General features: G+C 45.1%; 15 protein-coding genes. 4 read left to right on the top strand and 11 right to left on the bottom strand.

All coding sequences use genetic code 11. The features are described from left to right. Nucleotides 1-225 precede the first annotated feature (225 nt). The 6 genes from BLR32_RS04165 to BLR32_RS04190 all read right to left on the bottom strand — a co-directional run bounded on the left by BLR32_RS04165 (nt 226) and on the right by BLR32_RS04190 (nt 5,195). Nucleotides 226-753 carry a YceI family protein gene (locus tag BLR32_RS04165; protein ID WP_089828968.1) on the bottom strand — a complete coding sequence of 176 codons (528 nt, stop codon included), beginning with the start codon at nt 751-753 and terminating at the stop codon, nt 226-228. 254 nt (nt 754-1,007) lie between these two features. Next, the gene (locus tag BLR32_RS04170) at nt 1,008-1,907 is read right to left on the bottom strand and encodes a helix-turn-helix domain-containing protein (protein WP_089828969.1); all 900 of its coding nucleotides are present in this window, start codon (nt 1,905-1,907) and stop codon (nt 1,008-1,010) included. Further along, on the bottom strand, nt 1,904-2,686 hold the full coding sequence (locus BLR32_RS04175) for a segregation and condensation protein A (protein ID WP_089828970.1): 783 nt from the start codon (nt 2,684-2,686) through the stop codon (nt 1,904-1,906). The genes BLR32_RS04170 and BLR32_RS04175 overlap by 4 nt, the downstream gene beginning before the upstream one ends. Before the next feature lie 93 nt (nt 2,687-2,779). Then, nucleotides 2,780-3,730 carry a DUF3078 domain-containing protein gene (locus BLR32_RS04180; RefSeq protein WP_089829927.1) on the bottom strand — a complete coding sequence of 317 codons (951 nt, stop codon included), beginning with the start codon at nt 3,728-3,730 and terminating at the stop codon, nt 2,780-2,782. A gap of 208 nt (nt 3,731-3,938) precedes the next feature. After that, nucleotides 3,939-4,370, bottom strand: a complete 432-nt coding sequence (mscL, locus tag BLR32_RS04185) for a large conductance mechanosensitive channel protein MscL (protein WP_089828971.1) — start codon at nt 4,368-4,370, stop codon at nt 3,939-3,941. Between the two features lie 78 nt (nt 4,371-4,448). Then, entirely contained in the window at nt 4,449-5,195 is a 747-nt protein-coding gene (locus BLR32_RS04190; RefSeq protein WP_089828972.1) for a PPK2 family polyphosphate kinase, read from the bottom strand. Between the two features lie 121 nt (nt 5,196-5,316). Between BLR32_RS04190 and BLR32_RS04195 the strand changes: the two genes are divergently transcribed. Then, complete coding sequence (locus BLR32_RS04195) at nt 5,317-6,186, top strand: DMT family transporter (protein WP_089828973.1); 870 nt, start codon at nt 5,317-5,319, stop codon at nt 6,184-6,186. A 46-nt stretch (nt 6,187-6,232) separates the two neighbouring features. Here the strand turns inward: BLR32_RS04195 and frr are convergent, their stop codons facing one another. Next, nucleotides 6,233-6,796 (bottom strand): ribosome recycling factor, encoded by a 564-nt coding sequence (gene frr / locus BLR32_RS04200; RefSeq protein WP_089828974.1) that lies wholly within the window; start codon nt 6,794-6,796, stop codon nt 6,233-6,235. A 101-nt stretch (nt 6,797-6,897) separates the two neighbouring features. Further along, a complete protein-coding gene (locus tag BLR32_RS04205) occupies nt 6,898-8,052 on the bottom strand; it encodes a glycosyltransferase family 4 protein (protein ID WP_089828975.1) in 1,155 nt (384 codons plus the stop codon). 179 nt (nt 8,053-8,231) lie between these two features. Here BLR32_RS04205 and BLR32_RS04210 point away from each other — a divergent pair, with 179 nt between their 5' ends. Further along, nucleotides 8,232-9,071, top strand: coding sequence for a transketolase (locus BLR32_RS04210; RefSeq protein WP_089828976.1), 840 nt, complete (start codon nt 8,232-8,234; stop codon nt 9,069-9,071). A 200-nt stretch (nt 9,072-9,271) separates the two neighbouring features. Here BLR32_RS04210 and BLR32_RS04215 read toward each other — a convergent pair whose 3' ends face one another. Together BLR32_RS04215 and rbfA are read right to left on the bottom strand one after the other, a co-directional pair. Beyond that, nucleotides 9,272-10,498 (bottom strand): FtsX-like permease family protein, encoded by a 1,227-nt coding sequence (locus tag BLR32_RS04215; protein ID WP_089828977.1) that lies wholly within the window; start codon nt 10,496-10,498, stop codon nt 9,272-9,274. Between the two features lie 12 nt (nt 10,499-10,510). Then, a complete protein-coding gene (rbfA, locus tag BLR32_RS04220) occupies nt 10,511-10,885 on the bottom strand; it encodes a 30S ribosome-binding factor RbfA (RefSeq protein WP_089828978.1) in 375 nt (124 codons plus the stop codon). A gap of 145 nt (nt 10,886-11,030) precedes the next feature. Between rbfA and BLR32_RS34545 the strand changes: the two genes are divergently transcribed. After that, nucleotides 11,031-12,893, top strand: coding sequence for an ABC transporter ATP-binding protein (locus tag BLR32_RS34545; protein ID WP_089828979.1), 1,863 nt, complete (start codon nt 11,031-11,033; stop codon nt 12,891-12,893). 125 nt (nt 12,894-13,018) lie between these two features. Further along, a complete protein-coding gene (locus tag BLR32_RS04230; protein ID WP_089828980.1) occupies nt 13,019-14,551 on the top strand; it encodes a glycosyltransferase in 1,533 nt (510 codons plus the stop codon). A 273-nt stretch (nt 14,552-14,824) separates the two neighbouring features. Here BLR32_RS04230 and BLR32_RS33935 read toward each other — a convergent pair whose 3' ends face one another. After that, nucleotides 14,825-15,874 carry a TraR/DksA family transcriptional regulator gene (locus BLR32_RS33935; RefSeq protein WP_176842160.1) on the bottom strand — a complete coding sequence of 350 codons (1,050 nt, stop codon included), beginning with the start codon at nt 15,872-15,874 and terminating at the stop codon, nt 14,825-14,827. Between the last annotated feature and the right edge of the window lie 2 nt (nt 15,875-15,876).

The following is a 15,876-nucleotide window of genomic DNA, read 5'->3' on the forward strand; positions in this document are numbered from 1 at the left end:
GGAAGGGGTATTCCTTCGTAGACTTTTCTCTACATACATCCTCAAAACAAAAGACCGGGTGAAATGTTTCACCCGGCCTACACTATTTCTGGCAATCATCCTCAAAAAAACTTCTTTCTCCACGTCATTGCTTACACTGTTTCCATGTCTGAACTTCTTTATTCCACGCTATTAGACATTATACCGCTGCAATAACCGAATGCCAGTATATATTGATTGTTGTGCTTAACCTTGTTTTACAAGCTGTACTCCTGCCTGCAGTTTCACCTCGTCGCTCAGCATGATACCACCGGTTTCAGTTACAGCGTTGTATGTAAGTCCAAAATCCTTTCTGTTGATCTTACCTTTAATCTCAAAGCCTGCTTTGGTCTGACCATATGGATCTTTCTGGATACCATTGTATTCTACCTCCAGTTCCACTGGTTTGGTAACACCACGGATGGTCAGGTCGCCAGTTACTTTATACTCATCGCTGCCTTTCTTAGTTACACCGTTAGAAACGAAAGTGATTTTAGGATACTGTGCTGCATGAAAGAAATCTTCTGCCTTTAAGTGCTCATCGCGCTGTTCGTTTTTGGTGGAGATGCTGTTAACATCTGCTTCGAAAGTGATCTTAGCGTCGGTGAAATCATCGTTGTTGCTTTCCACAGTTGCATCGTAGGTGCCGAAGTAACCGGTCACGTTAGAGATCATTAAGTGTCTGATCTTAAATTCTACTTCACTGTGCATTGGGTCGATTTTCCAGATTGCCATAACTTTAAGTGTTTTTTTAAGTTTAGTGTTTTTTTAAGTATGCCTTGTTTCAGAGTGTCTTTCTAAAAGATTGATTAGCAATTCACATCTTCCCCTATTACTATGCCATTCTATTGGCTTTCCCTCTTCCGTCCTTGCTGTTATCTCCGTTTCATTAAGACAATACAAAATTACACGTTGCAACAACTGTTAGGAATGGATAGAATGACTTAATAGGTGTACTTTTTTCTACTACGCGCTTTTTTCACACATTATTAAACACTTGCGCGTGAGGCATCCTTAAATTCTGATGGAGTCTGATTGGTATATTTCTTGAAAAAGCGACTGAAATAATGGGGGTCGTCAAATCCCAGCTTATAAGCTATTTCCTTGGCGGAAAGGTCTGTATTATAAAGATAGCGCTGTGCTTCCAGGATAACGCGGTTGCGGATATGCTCTCCTGCGGTGATACCTGACAGCTGCTTGCTGATCTCGTTCAGCAAAACCGGTTTTATATGAAGAATGCCGGCATAGTCCGACACATTCTTCAGGGTTGTATATTTTTCTTCGATCAGGTTCTTAAACTGGAGGAATAAGGAGCTGTTATGACTGGCATGTTGCTCGGGTGCCGCCAGCATACTGCTGCCCTTAATACGGGACGCCAGCACGAGGAAATACCGTAATAAACCGTGAAATGCCGTCTCATAATCCGCAGCCTGCTCATTTACCTCCTTCATCATCATATGCACCACCATCTCAAAATCCTTTTCCTGCTCGGTGGTGAGTGTAATGACACTACTGAACTGATTATTGAAGAAAAGAGAAGAATTAATGCCCATCAGGGTGGCAGCCTGGTCTTTCAGACACATGAAAGCATCCTGGAATGCGATCATATATCCTTCTATTTTCTCACTGAACTCCATTTTATGCACCTGTCCCGGAGCCAGGAAGAAAAGCGTGTTCTTTTTCACAGCATGGGTTACTGTGTCAATGGTATTGATAAGCTGCCCTTTTTTAATCCAATAGATGGTATAGAAGTCATGCCGGTGGGGAACGCCATTGCTGGCGAAGAACCCATCGCCCAATTCACACAGGCCGGACACCACAAATTTGGGATCTGTCTGTGCATACCGGGGGAGTGGTACTACTTCTATATGTGCACGCTTATCGCTCATTCAAATGTACCGGGTACTTCTACTTCCCGGTCTTCAGGTTCAATGTAGTCAATTATAAAGTTATTTCTGCCTTCTCCCACCATAATTCCCAGATATTTCATTTGCACGAGTTCCAGCATACCCAGGAACAGGAAGATAGCATGTACTCTATCCCGGCACAGATCGAAGATCTTTTCGAAAGCCATGGTCTTTTCCCTGCTGGCCAGGTCGATCATATATTCACGGGAACCTTCCATAGTGTAGTCATACTTATATACTACGTGCTGTGGCTTGTTTTCCCGCTGTTTTACGCGCTGCATCACCTTTTCGAAGGTCTTGGTCAGCTTAAAGAGCGTCAGGGTCTGTACCTCTGTGCCTTCGCTGGTAATTTCCCCGATAGCAGCCAGTTCTTTCTGGATATTACCACGTTTGATCTGCAACATGCGCTCTGCTTCCTTCTCTGCCAGTTCTGCCGCAGCCTGTTTGAAACGCTTGTATTCCAGGATCTTATCAATCAACTCCTGACGGGGATCTATTTCTAATCCCTGCTCATCCAGTTCTTTACGGGGCAGCAGCATTTTAGCCTTGATACGCATCAGGGTTGACACGAAAAGGATAAATTCACTAGCCAGCTCGATGTTCAGGGATTCCAGATGATGTATATAGTCCAGGAAATCCTGGGTGATGGTCGTAATGGGAATATTATAAATGTCCAGCTCGTCCCTCTCTATAAAGAAAAGCAACAGGTCAAATGGCCCCTCGAACTGGGGCAGTTTTATCTTGTAGGAGTTGTCACTCATAAAGTTATGTATGGCTTTCACTCATCTGCCGGCAACTGATCTGTTATCCGTTGAAAGTGAAAGCCATCAAAAATAACGAAAATTCCCCGCTCGTCAGAACTTGGCCGTAAAACCGACCCCTATCACCTGCTTGACCTGCAATCGTGGTCCCATTACCCCCGTTTTCTCATTTTTAAACACCTTCACATCATCGTCATAGATCATATCTACGGATACATTGGCAGAAATATGTTTGTTCACCTGCAGGTTCAGGCTATTGGTCCAGAACAGGTCAATGTTCTGCGGATTGTGCTTGTAATCGGAAAAGAGGTCCATCCTCGTCTTATACACAATATTCTTGGCGAGGGTCTTTACCCAGTTAACGGTCAGGTAGGCGCCTAACTCATTTTTTACGTGTTTGCCAGTATCCACCCCAAAGGCCCCCTGCGCGGCCAGATAATCATCCACTACCACCACATAACGCGCGGTAACGGGAGAAAAGAACACAGAAAGCTGGTCATTGGGTTTATAATCAAGACCCGGCGATACCAGGATATAAGCAGGCGAAAAGAAACGGGATACCAGGGTTGGCTTTGCTGTATCCGAAGAAGGATATAAATAACCGTCAGTAAACTGAGTACGGAGGTCCAGCAAAGCACTGAGGAACAGGTTCTTACCTACTTCGTAACCATACTTTGTAGTGACGCCGATACGGTCATCGCTTTTACGGCCACCAAGACTGGTTGTATTTACATAACCATAGGCGAGATCCAGTACGTTATCCCAGTTATTCTTTCCCTTTTTATAAAAGGCATATGCGTTCAGATTAGATGCTACTGAGAAGGAGAACTTATCACCACCCGCAGCCCAGTTCGTCAGGCTTCCCTGGTTGATATTCACATTAAAGATTCCTCCTTTTTTCCAGAGGGCAGGTACGGTGTCGTTGGCATCCTTTTTAATCTTTCCGCTGGCTTCTTCCCGGGATGTCTTCATCCAGTCGTTTTGTGCATAGAGCAGTGAAGAACATACCAAAAAACAAATAATAGTCAGAACGGATCTTTTCATCAGTATAAACATTTAATTAATTGCTGTAGATAAAATATTGTCGCTATGTGGCGCTACAAACAGGTCACGCTAACAGGAACGTGCCGCAAAAATATAAAACTAACGGGGAACTTTTCCCAGGCGGGATATAAAGGCAGCCGGCCCAAAGCATGGTCATTGCAGCGATAATGGTACGCTCCAAAACTCAGGGCCGGCGTTGTATGCAGGATTACTTATTCTTCAATGCATCACGGATTTCCATAAGCAGTTTTTCCTCTGTTGATAATTCAGGGGCAGCCGGGGTAGGCGCTTCTTCTTTCTTCCTTGTGAGACGGTTGATAAATTTCACCAGCAGGAAGATGCAAAACGCCATGATGACAAAATCAATACAGTTTTGTATGAAGACACCATATGACACCACAGGTATCCCGGCTGCCTTCGCGGCTTCGAGTGTATCTACTGTACCCTTGCTGTGATCCAGCTGAAAGAATTTTTCCTTGAAGTCTACCTTGCCCGTAAGGATGCCCAGTACTGGCATGAATATATTATCAACCAATGAAGAAACTATTTTTCCAAAAGCAGCACCTATGATAACACCGACAGCCAGATCAATAACATTCCCTTTGGTGGCAAATTCTTTAAATTCCTTGAAGAATGACATAATAAACTTTTTAAGGGTGAAGACAATCTGCGCGCTAAGATAATTATTATACTTTATAACTATATAACTGTTAACATTTTACTTCTCAAGCTTCGGATATTCCATCCTGAAAGACCGAAGTGTGTCCCTTAACGTTTGCGCTACAACGTATTCTTTATACCAGTTCTGATCTGCCGGCACGACTATCCATTTAACATCATTACAGTTTTCAATCGCTTCTTCATACATTTTCATGTAATCCGTCCACAGCTTGGCTTCCGTTGAATCATTCCTATTATACTTCCACATTTTACGTGGATCTTCCAGTCTTTCTTTCAAACGTTCCTTCTGTTCTTTTTCTGAAATATGCAGATAGAATTTCAGGATAGCAGTGTTATTGTGTTCAACCAGCAGCCGTTCAAAATCATTGATGGCCCTCATTCTCTTCTCTGCAGTTTCATCATCTATCCATTTATGTACACGTTGTATCAGGATATCTTCATAGTGCGAACGGTTGAATACATGTATCATTCCCTTAGCCGGTGTAAACTTGTGTATACGCCAGAGGAAGTCATGGTCTTTTTCTTCTTCCGTCGGAGCTTTGAATCCGCGCACATTGACCCCCAAAGGATTCATATTACCCAGTACTTTCCTGATAAGTCCATCTTTACCGCTGGCATCCATTCCCTGCAATACTACCAGTACAGCATGTTTATGCTCTGCAAATAACAGGTTTTGCAATTCATCCAGTTCTTCCACTATTTCCTGGGTTACAGCTTTGACAGCCTTTTTCTCCATTCCGTCGGGGGCTTTTGTACTGATCTCTGAGAGATTGATCTTATTCATCTGTCAAGGGTTAAGTTATGTTACTGTAACAAAATATGCTCCGAAGTGTTGTATCCCGGATAATTTCTCCTCATTCATATAGCAAAATATACGGACCTTTGCTGGCTTAAAACAACCTTGTGTGAACAACCGTGCCCTTAACTGGAGTATTTTCCTGTTATTATCATTGACCTGGGGTAGTTCCTTCATACTGATGAAAATCGGTCTGGAAGCTCTTTCACCCTACCAGGTAGCCAGCTTGCGCCTGTTTAGTGCTGGTATAGCCTTATTACCGTTTTTCTTCAAATTCATTCGTAAGACGCCGCTGAATAAAATCCCTGTCATCATCTTGTCCGGCATCCTTGGTAATCTTATACCGGCTTACCTGTTCTGTATTGCAGAAACCCATATTGACAGCGCCCTGGCAGGTATCTTAAACGGTCTTGTGCCGCTGATGTCACTGCTGGCAGGCTTTTTCATCTTCCGCGCACCTATTGTCAGGCAGCAGCTGCTGGGTATTTTTATCGGCTTACTGGGCGTCGTGCTGCTCTTTGTAGTGAAAGGTGTAGATACCGGCTATTGGTACTATGGCTTGTGGATCGTGTTAGCCACTGCCTGTTATGGGATCAACATTGCCCTGGTACATCATTACCTGAAAGGATATAGTTCCTTGCAGCTGGGCTCTATAGCGCTGTTCTTCTGTGCTATTTTTGCGTTGCCGATCCTTATATACACTGACTTCTTTTCTTTACTGTCAGGCCCTTCGGTTCCATGGCGCTCAATGGCGGCCAGTGTTACGCTGGGCATATTAGGTAGTGGTATAGCCTCCGTATTATTCTATATTCTGATCAATAAGGCCGGGGCTTTATTCGCATCTATGGTCACTTATGCCTTGCCGGTGGTTGCTATTGGCTGGGGTTTGCTGGCAGGGGAGCGGATTTCCTTCCTGCAGGTATTATGCCTGGGCGTTATATTGGCCGGCGTGTATATTGTAAATAAAGCAAAACGCTGATCCTGAGGGACCAGCGTTTTGCTTTAAGTTCTTTCTTCCTGTTAGATTAGATCACCATGATCTCTTTTTCTTTCTGGGCAGTGTGTTTATCTACCACCTCAATATATTTGTTAGTCAGGCTCTGGATATCAGCTTCTGCGTCTTTTGCAGTATCCTCGCTCAAACCTTCTTTCTGTAGTTTTTTGATAGCCTCGATCGCATCCCTGCGGATATTTCTGATAGCAATTTTCGCCTGCTCACCTTCACCGAGAGCGCGTTTCACAAATTCCTTCCTTCTTTCTTCTGTCAGCGGTGGCAGGAACATACGGATAATCTGACCGTCGTTCTGTGGGTTAATGCCAATATTGGACGCGATAATCGCCCTTTCGATCGGCTGCAGCATATTCCTTTCCCATGGCTGGATAGTCAGGGTACGGGCATCCGCCACTGCAATGTTAGCTACCTGCGCGAGGGGAGTAGGCGCACCATAGTATTCTACCGTAATTCCATCCAGTATCTGTGGGTTAGCTTTACCGGCCCTGATCTTGGTAAGTTCCACCTCCAGGTGTGCGATGGCCTTTTGCATTGTTCCGGTGGCATCGTCTATAATTAACGTTAGATCATCTTGCATAGCAAAAAATAATTAAGTGCCTGCAAACCTACAGGATTTATCTGAAATTGGAAAGTCGTTGCAAAGGGAGGGGCACCGGTTAAGGCTAACCGGGCCTTAAATTATTTGTCCTGCAGGATACCTTTTGTATTTACACGCAGGATTTTGGGATGATTAACAGTTGTTTGCGCCTCACTGGCTGCATCCTTAATAGCGGATACTGTAAGCGCACGCAACATAGCTTCCTTTCTCTTTTTCATCTGGTACAGTATGCCGGTAAGCAATAAAGCTGATACCAGGATCACACTCAACAGGTAACCGGAGCCGATGTCCTGCAAGGCAAAAGCCAGAGCGATATAGCCTGCATTGATCATCACCATTACCACGGCAGTCTGTTTGTGGTTCAGACCCAGTTCCAGCAGATAGTGGTGAATGTGGTTACGGTCTGCAGAGAAAGGTGATCTCCCGTGCATCATACGGATGGCAAACACACGTAATGTATCAAACAGCGGCATGATCAGGATAGCGATTGCCACGATAGGTACAGAGGTGACTGGCAGTTTACCGGCGGGGTTACCGGCAACTTCGATGAATTTCACAGCCAGGATGGCGTTTACCAGCCCAACCATCAGGGAACCAGTGTCCCCCATGAATATACGTGCAGGAGAAATATTATAAATAAGGAAAGCTGCCAGGCCACCAGCCATGGCAAAGCCCATCACCGCATACAGCAGTTCGCCCGTATACAGGAAATAGGTGCCCAACACACCGGATACCAGCATACCAATGCTACCAGCCAGACCGTCTACACCGTCAATCAGGTTAAAGGCATTAATAATAACCAGGAATGTAAAGTAAGTCAGTAAGAGGCTGAAATGCGGAGGAAGAGCATCAATGCCCATGATCCCATACATGCTACTGATCTGTAAATTGCCCAGGTATATTACGGCAAAAGAGGCCATTAACTGGCCAATCAGTTTTTTAAGCGGAGAAAGTCCCACTATGTCATCCTTCATCCCAACCATGAAGATTACGATGAATGCAGCCACCATATACTGGAAAGGGGAATCAGCAAAAGCGGGTACACATACCGCAGATGCCATCACAAATCCTGAAAAAAAACCGATACCCCCTAAAGTTGGTATACGAGCTTTGTGAGATTTCCGTTCGTCTGGTTCGTCATAAAGATGCTTCAACTCTGCAACCCGTATCAATACAGGGATTGCAAAATAGGTTATAACAAAACTCAGGACGGTCGCAATTAAAACATTCTCCATGTTGGGAGGGGCTTGATTATTACAAAGATATTAATTTCAATCAAATGTGTATCAAAAAAATAGGAAATTAAATAGATTTGGTTTCCGGAATCATTAAAAACTATTAGCTTAGAGACTAAATATGCCAGGAATCTATCTAATTTTTCTATTAATTTAGCAATTCAAAATTTGCAATTATCATGCCTCAGTTGAAAGACATAGCAACACAAATCAGACGGGATATAGTTCGTATGGTGCATGGCTGCCAAAGCGGTCATCCAGGCGGTTCTTTAGGATGTGCAGATTTCTTTACTGCCCTTTATTTCAAAGTAATGCAGCATAAGCCGCAGCCTTTTGACATGGATGGTGGAGATCAGGACCTGTTCTTCCTTTCAAACGGGCACATTTCACCAGTATTCTACAGCACTTTAGCCCACGCAGGCTATTTTCCAAAAGAAGAACTGGCTACCTTCCGTAAACTCAATTCCCGCCTTCAGGGTCACCCTACCACCCACGAACACCTGCCAGGTGTAAGGGTTGCTTCCGGTTCCCTCGGACAGGGTATGAGCGTAGCCATTGGTGCTGCACTGACAAAAAAGTTAAACAATGATGACCGCTTCGTATTCTCCCTCCATGGTGATGGTGAACTGGAAGAAGGTCAGAACTGGGAAGCTATCATGTTTGCTCCTCATCATAAAGTAGACAATCTCATCGTAACGGTTGACTGGAATGGTCAGCAGATCGACGGTACAGTGGAAGATGTAGCAGGCCTGGGTGACCTGGAGCCTAAATTCGCTTCCTTCGGCTGGAAAGTGCTGCACATGAACGGTAACGATATGGATGAAGTAGTTGCTACCCTCGAGAAAGCTGTTAGCCTGACCGGCAAGGGACAGCCTATCGTGATCCTGATGAAAACCGTAATGGGTAAAGGTGTTGACTTCATGGAAGGTCACCACGAATGGCATGGTATCGCTCCAAGCGACGAACAACTCGCCAAAGCACTCGCACAGTTACCGGCAACAGAACTGGGCGATTATTAATTGATTGATCAGTTGGAATCAGGGAATTGGCAGTCTTCGCAGGATAACTCTTACGGGAGCTATTTCTATATGGCCATCAATTGCGGGTGAGTATTGTAATTTTACATAGCTTCCCGGAACCTTTTTCTGAGAATAATATAAATAAGAAAGCATCCGTCTCAGGGCGGATGCTTTCTTATTTATATTATGTATATCAGATATTATGTTGCTTTTAGCTCAATGTCCTGCCGGCCAGCCCTTCGGGCAGGGTACCAGCTGGCCCCGAGACCGATCACGATAATAGTAACACTTACGAGGATGAAATCGCTCACATGCATACTTACCGGGTAAGCACTTACCAGGAAGGACTCTTCTTCCAGGGTTATCAGTCCGAACTTCTGCTGCAGCAGGCAGAATAAGATGCTGATCCCAAATCCGATCAGGGTCCCTATTCCTGCAATGATCATTCCCTCCATCAGGAAAATACGTGTGATCAGCTGTGGACGTGCCCCCATCGCCTTCAGGATAGTGATATCCTTTTGTTTTTCCATGACCAGCATATACAGGCAGCCAATCATATTGAATGCAGCGATCATCAGGATGAAACTCATGATCACATATACCGCCCAGCGCTCTGTTTGCATAATGGCATACAATGCCTGGTTCTGCTCATAACGGGTTTCAATTGTATAACCATTACCCAGTAATGCCTGTAAACGTTGTTTGAGCACCATGTCATCCAGACCGGGTATACCTTTCACCTCCAGCGCCGACATCTCATCTTCATTCATCCCCAGCAGTCCGCGCATGAAGGCAATATTTGTGATCACGTATTTACTATTGAACTCCTGCTGAATGGCGAAAGATCCCGCAGGATACAATACACCACTACCCAGCGCTTCTTCCGGGGTTGTAAAGCTCTTCACATTCCGGCGGGGCAGATATACGCTGATAGGAGTCATGTCCCGCTCCAGGTCTACACCCAACGCTATCTCTAACTCTATACCCAGTACCGCCTTGTAACCATTTTCATCACCCGTTTCGAATTTACCATGGGCAATACTCTTATCTACAGCCGCCACCTTATTGTAGTTACTATCCACACCTTTGAGGATAGCAATGGTCTGGTCACCCTCTCCATAGCGTAACACTGCTTTCTCTTCCACTACTTCCGTCATATCCGCTACCCCTTTCACTCCGGCGATCTGTTTCAGTTGTGCGGCCGTAAGTGTAATACTCTTGCCAGTCACCGCGCTGATCTTTACTGAAGGATAAAAAGTGGTATATAAAGACTTCACCAGTCCTTCAAATCCGTTAAATACGCTGAGGATTATTATCAGTGCACCTGCCCCCACTGCAATAGCGGATACACTAACCCAGGCAATAATATTGATGGCATTGGTACTTTTTTTAGCCCTGAAATAACGGGACGCGAACTGCCAGATCAAATTGATACGATTTTATTTGTTTTCCTTCCCTCCTTCGTCGTCTTTGATCTTCTTGAACAGTTCTTCCATCTTGAATACGTAATCCAGCGTATCATCGAGGAACAGCGAGATCTCGGGTACACGGCGTAACTGTTTGCCTACGCGATTTCCCAGGTCTTTCTTGATCTCACCCATTCTTTCCTTGATCCGGTTTACCATAGCGTGGTTATCGGGTATCTGGAACATACTCAGGTATACCCTTGCCTCCAGCAGGTCTGGTGTCATACGTACAGCGGATATGGAGATCATTCCCCCTTCCAGTACGTTAAACCCCATACGCTGAAAGATATCACTGAGTTCTTTCTGTAACAGCTGCCCTATCTGTTTCTGTCTTTTGCTTTCCTGCATAATATTTTAAGATTTGAGATTGTATTAACTTGCACCCTTAATTCAATCTTCTCCGGCAAAGATAAGGAAACGGGCATGTGCTGACAGATATAAAATCGGCTCCTGCTTCCGGAAAGGATAAACAGACAAGATAAATAATCGTAAGATGAAGACTTTTTTCAGGTTGCTGAGTTTGTCGAGGCCCTATCACCACTACATTCCGGAATATGTTGTGTATGTATTGCTTTATACCATTTTCGGCTTAATGAACTTTTCATTGCTCATTCCTCTCATGGATGCATTGTTCGGCACCGGTGGCAAACATGAAGCAGTAACGCACCTGCCCTCTTTTTCCCTGACAGCAGCTTATTTCAAAGATGTTTTCTATTATTATCTGTCAGACCTGCTCAGACGGTATAATGGTAATAAATTCCCTGTATTGGTATATGTGTGTATCATCCTCTTCATCAGCATACTACTGAAAAACCTGTTTGGCTACCTGAGCCAGAAGGTGCTGACACGTATGCGTGTGAACATCGTACGCAAGATGAGAGAGATCGTATTTCACCAGTATACAACACAATCCCTGGGATTCTTTCACAACGAACGCAAAGGCGACCTGCTGTCTGTTCTCAGTAGTGACGTGGTAGAGGTGGAGAACTCGGTGATCACTGCGCTGCAGACTATTCTCCGTGATCCATTGGTGATTATTACCACCTTCATTGCCTTGTTCTATATCTCGAAAGAACTGACTTTTTTCACGCTGTTATTCTTTCCTATTTCAGGACTGGTTCTCAGTACCGTTTCCAAAAAGCTGAAAAAGCATTCCAACATAGGACAGAACATCCTTGGTAAAATATTGAATATCACGGAAGAAACATTATCAGGTGTACGTATCATCAAGGCGTTCAATGCCGAGAAGTTCATCAAGGACAAATTCCAGCAGGATAATGTTGCTTATGCCAATACTATTAGGGCAATGCAGAATCAGCGTGAGATGGCGTCTCCGGTATCTGAAATATTAGGTGTACTGGTGGTAATTGTGATCATGCTGTATGGAGGGAACCTGATCCTGTCGGGATCCAATGCATTGACAGCAAGCGCCTTCATTGCCTACCTGGGTTTCTATTTTCAGATCCTGGCCCCTGCCAAATCAATCGGTACTGCCTTTACTGCTTTACCACGAGGTATATCCGCCGGAGATAGGGTATTACGCATCATTGACCAGGCCAATACTATTGTTGATAAACCGGATGCAAAAGCACTGACTGGCTTTGAACGTGAGATCAGATTTGACAATGTTTCCTTTTCTTATAAAGCAAATCCAACAGAAAAGAGCGTAGAACTGGGTCCGGTATTGAAGAACGTACAACTGGGAATAGCCAAAGGCCGCATGGTGGCACTGGTGGGTAAAAGCGGTGCTGGTAAATCTACCATGGCCGACCTGATTCCACGCTTCTATGATGTTACTTCCGGAAGTATCCGGATTGACGGACAGGACATCCGTGATGTGAAAATGCATGACCTCCGTGCATTAATAGGCATGGTATCCCAGGAGGCTATACTCTTTAATGATACTGTTTTCAATAACATCGCTTTCGGCCAGCCGAACGCTGACAGGGAAGCCGTGATCAATGCGGCTAAGATCGCCAATGCCCATGAGTTCATTGTGCAACTTGAAAATGGTTATGATACGTCTATCGGCGACCGGGGTATGAAACTCAGTGGTGGCCAGCGTCAACGTCTGACCATCGCACGTGCTATTTTTAAGAATCCGCCCATTCTCATACTCGACGAAGCGACTTCCGCATTGGACACAGAATCTGAAAAACTGGTGCAGGACGCACTGGACAGACTGATGGAAAATCGCACCACTATCGTCATTGCACACCGTCTTTCTACAATTCAACATGCCGATGAGATTGTGGTACTGGATAAAGGAGAGATCAAAGAACAAGGCACACACGATCAGCTGATAGCCAACAACGGAATATACAGGAAGCTCGTAGAGATGCAGGAGTTCAAATAGCATTAACACAGCAGCCCCTGCTATGGCCCCATTTTTGCGGCCCATAGGCCCTATGTCAGATACGGTCTATGGGCTGTTTTATTTTTACTATAGGCTGATTATTCACTTAAAACAAGCATTCGCCTATGATTTCCATTATTATTCCGGTTCTGAATGAAGGCGCAACATTACGTCAGGTAATAAAAACCATCAAAAAGACAACTAGAAAGATCGAGATCATTGTGGTAGATGATAACTCCAATGATAATTCCGTTGAAGAAGCATTAAAGGAGAAAGTACGTGTGATCACCAGTAGTCAGCGGGGAAAGGGTATATCCATGCGGGAAGGTATGATGGCGGCGAAAAGTGATATTGTGATGTATGTGGATGGCGATATTCTTACCTATCCGGACAATATTGTAGAACTGCTGACAGACCCTATTGCAGATGGTAACGCAGACTTTGTAAAATCCTATTTTGAACGGCAGGCGGGCAGGGTTACCCAGCTGGTAGCGAAACCCTTGCTGAGTATTCTTTTCCCGGAACTGGCCGGCTTCAATCAACCGCTCAGCGGTATGATCGCAGCAAGAAAATCACTCTTGTCGCAGGTCCGTTTTGAAAATGACTATGGTGTGGACATCGGTCTGTTGATAGACATGCACCTGATGGGCGCCCGCATTGTCGAAGCTAATATCGGACGGGTAGAAAATTCCATGCAGACCTGGGAACAGTTGAGTAAGATGTCAAGAGAAGTATCCCGTACTATTCTCCGGAAGGCGGAAAATATTCCCCAGGAGAATCTTGAAACCCTGGGTAAGATCAATATTATCAGGGAGCAGATGGAGTATTCCATCCTGGAATCTATTGACAAGCTGCACAAGATGGTCATCTTTAACCTGGACGAGGCCATCTTCGGGGAAGATTATCTCATGGCTGCCGCCAGGGAATTTGGGTTTGGTCATTCCCTGCAAAGGATCAGGGAGCATTTTGATGACCCCGCGATTGTCCTGGAGCATACGGCGACCCTGTTCCAGGACAGAAATCTCGCAGAATTGCTGGAGGTAGCGGATGCCATTCCGCTGGTGCCGGATATTAAGAGCGTAGTGAGAGAATTGAAAAAGCGGGGATATACCTGCGGTGTGATTACTGATGGCTTTGAGTGTGTGGCGCGTCATATTAAGAATAAACTGGGGATGGATTTTGCCTTTGCGAACAAGTTGCACCTCTACAATAGTGTGGCTACAGGAGAGGTAACGATCCCGGAATACTTCCTATGTCCGGATAAAAATATACCTTCGCAGCCCGCCGTTTATTGTAAGAGCAATATATTAACCTATATTGCAGACAAATACCACGTCACGTCACAGAACATTATTTATGTAGGCAGCGGTTCTGATGGCATACAACTACTCGAAGAAGCAGGAATAGGTGTCGCATTTGATGCAGTAAGCCCCGACACAGAAAAAGTTGCCGATAAAATTATTCCCGGCCCATGGATGGAACCGTTGTTGCAGATAGCCCAGGCCAGTCCTGAGAGGTTTAAGCTACGCCTACCGGCGATCAGTAAGAAACAGGCAAGACGGATAGGCGTAGGCAGTCTTATCGGATTAGCGTCCGCTGGATTGTTATACTTTGCGGCCAGGCAGATCAGTAAAAGCAAGAAACCAGTGGTTTCATAAAGATAATCTCCTTGAAGCCCCTGTTTATTTACACTGGCGTTCCTTCTGTTGACAGGGGGGACGCTTTTTTTATGAATCTGAATCCTTTTGAAATTTATTAGCCAATCGTCCGGACTTAAAGGCAACTCAATTAGAAAGAAGGCAACTAAAACCAGCCACAAAAAAATCCTGATCTGCCCTCCGCTTTCGCACAGTGGCAGTGCCATTTGTGTGCTTAACGGATTCGTAGATCAGGATCTTAATATGATCGAACCGGTATTCGGTTACTTTTCCTTATTTGCTTTTCGCCAGTTTCGCTTCGATGCTCAGCGTAGCATGCGGTACAGCACGCAGACGGGCTTTATCGATCAGCTTACCGGTAACACGGCAGATACCGTAGGTTTTGTTTTCGATACGCACGAGGGCTTTCTCCAGGTGATCAATAAACTGGATCTGGCGGCTGGCCACCTGGTTGAGCTGTTCCCTTTCCTGGGAGCCGCTGCCATCTTCCATGCTCATGTATTTGTTTTCAGTGTCATCAGTACCAGCTTCATCTTTACGGGTAATGAGACCCTGCAGGTATACCAGTTCCTTTTTAGCTGCTTCCAGCTTTTTCAGGATGAGGTCTTTAAATTCCTGCAGATCAGCGTCACTATAACGGTAAACCGGACCGGCTGGTTGTTCCGGCTGGTCAAGAACAGATTTAGTGAACTCTGGCTGGTAGGTAACCAATGTAGTTGCTTTGCTGCCTTTTTTGTCAGTTTTTTCAGCACGTTCAGCAGGCTTTTCAGCTTTCGCTGGCGCTGCCTTTTCAGTTTTTTGCACTTTGTCCGCTGTTTTTTTACCGGCGTCCTTTGCAACAACTTTTTCTTTATCTTCTTTATTATTCTTTACTGGCATTATTACTTCTTTTTCTTCTGGCTTGGAAATTAGTTTTACTTTATCTGCAGTAACGCTCGGCGTCACCACTTTCTTTGTATCAGGCACTTTCGCGGAAGAAGCTGCAGGCTTAGCAGTAGCTGCTGCTTTCTTTACGGGTTGCACCGCCGGAGCTGCTATGGGTGCTTTCTTTACTACAGATTTACTGGACGAAGCCGTCTGGGAAACCGTTGATTTGCTGGCAACAACTTTCGAATTTGCAATTGGTTTGACCTGTTTGGTAGCAACTTTAGGCGCTGAACTCTTGGCGGCCGGTTTTGCCGGAGCTGCTGCTTTACTGGCGGTAGCAGGCTTAGCTGCCGCAGCCTTTTTTGCAGGCGTAATCTGCTTCGCCGGAGCTTTTTTGGCCGGTGTCGCTGCTGCCTTTTGGGTCTTCTTAATAGCAACTTTCTTGCTTGTTGCCATGG

The sequence above is a fragment of the Chitinophaga filiformis genome, from assembly GCF_900102545.1.
GTDB lineage: Bacteria > Bacteroidota > Bacteroidia > Chitinophagales > Chitinophagaceae > Chitinophaga > Chitinophaga filiformis.

Excerpts from the sequence above, each read along its gene's own strand:
- BLR32_RS04165 (WP_089828968.1), bottom strand. The coding sequence starts at position 753 with ATGGCAATCTGGAAAATCGACCCAATGCACAGTGAAGTAGAATTTAAG.
- BLR32_RS04170 (WP_089828969.1), bottom strand. The coding sequence starts at position 1,907 with ATGAGCGATAAGCGTGCACATATAGAAGTAGTACCACTCCCCCGGTAT.
- BLR32_RS04175 (WP_089828970.1), bottom strand. The coding sequence starts at position 2,686 with ATGAGTGACAACTCCTACAAGATAAAACTGCCCCAGTTCGAGGGGCCA.
- BLR32_RS04180 (WP_089829927.1), bottom strand. The coding sequence starts at position 3,730 with ATGAAAAGATCCGTTCTGACTATTATTTGTTTTTTGGTATGTTCTTCA.
- mscL (WP_089828971.1), bottom strand. The coding sequence starts at position 4,370 with ATGTCATTCTTCAAGGAATTTAAAGAATTTGCCACCAAAGGGAATGTT.
- BLR32_RS04190 (WP_089828972.1), bottom strand. The coding sequence starts at position 5,195 with ATGAATAAGATCAATCTCTCAGAGATCAGTACAAAAGCCCCCGACGGA.
- frr (WP_089828974.1), bottom strand. The coding sequence starts at position 6,796 with ATGCAAGATGATCTAACGTTAATTATAGACGATGCCACCGGAACAATG.
- BLR32_RS04205 (WP_089828975.1), bottom strand. The coding sequence starts at position 8,052 with ATGGAGAATGTTTTAATTGCGACCGTCCTGAGTTTTGTTATAACCTAT.
- BLR32_RS04210 (WP_089828976.1), top strand. The coding sequence starts at position 8,232 with ATGCCTCAGTTGAAAGACATAGCAACACAAATCAGACGGGATATAGTT.
- rbfA (WP_089828978.1), bottom strand. The coding sequence starts at position 10,885 with ATGCAGGAAAGCAAAAGACAGAAACAGATAGGGCAGCTGTTACAGAAA.
- BLR32_RS34545 (WP_089828979.1), top strand. The coding sequence starts at position 11,031 with ATGAAGACTTTTTTCAGGTTGCTGAGTTTGTCGAGGCCCTATCACCAC.
- BLR32_RS04230 (WP_089828980.1), top strand. The coding sequence starts at position 13,019 with ATGATTTCCATTATTATTCCGGTTCTGAATGAAGGCGCAACATTACGT.
- BLR32_RS33935 (WP_176842160.1), bottom strand. The coding sequence starts at position 15,874 with ATGGCAACAAGCAAGAAAGTTGCTATTAAGAAGACCCAAAAGGCAGCA.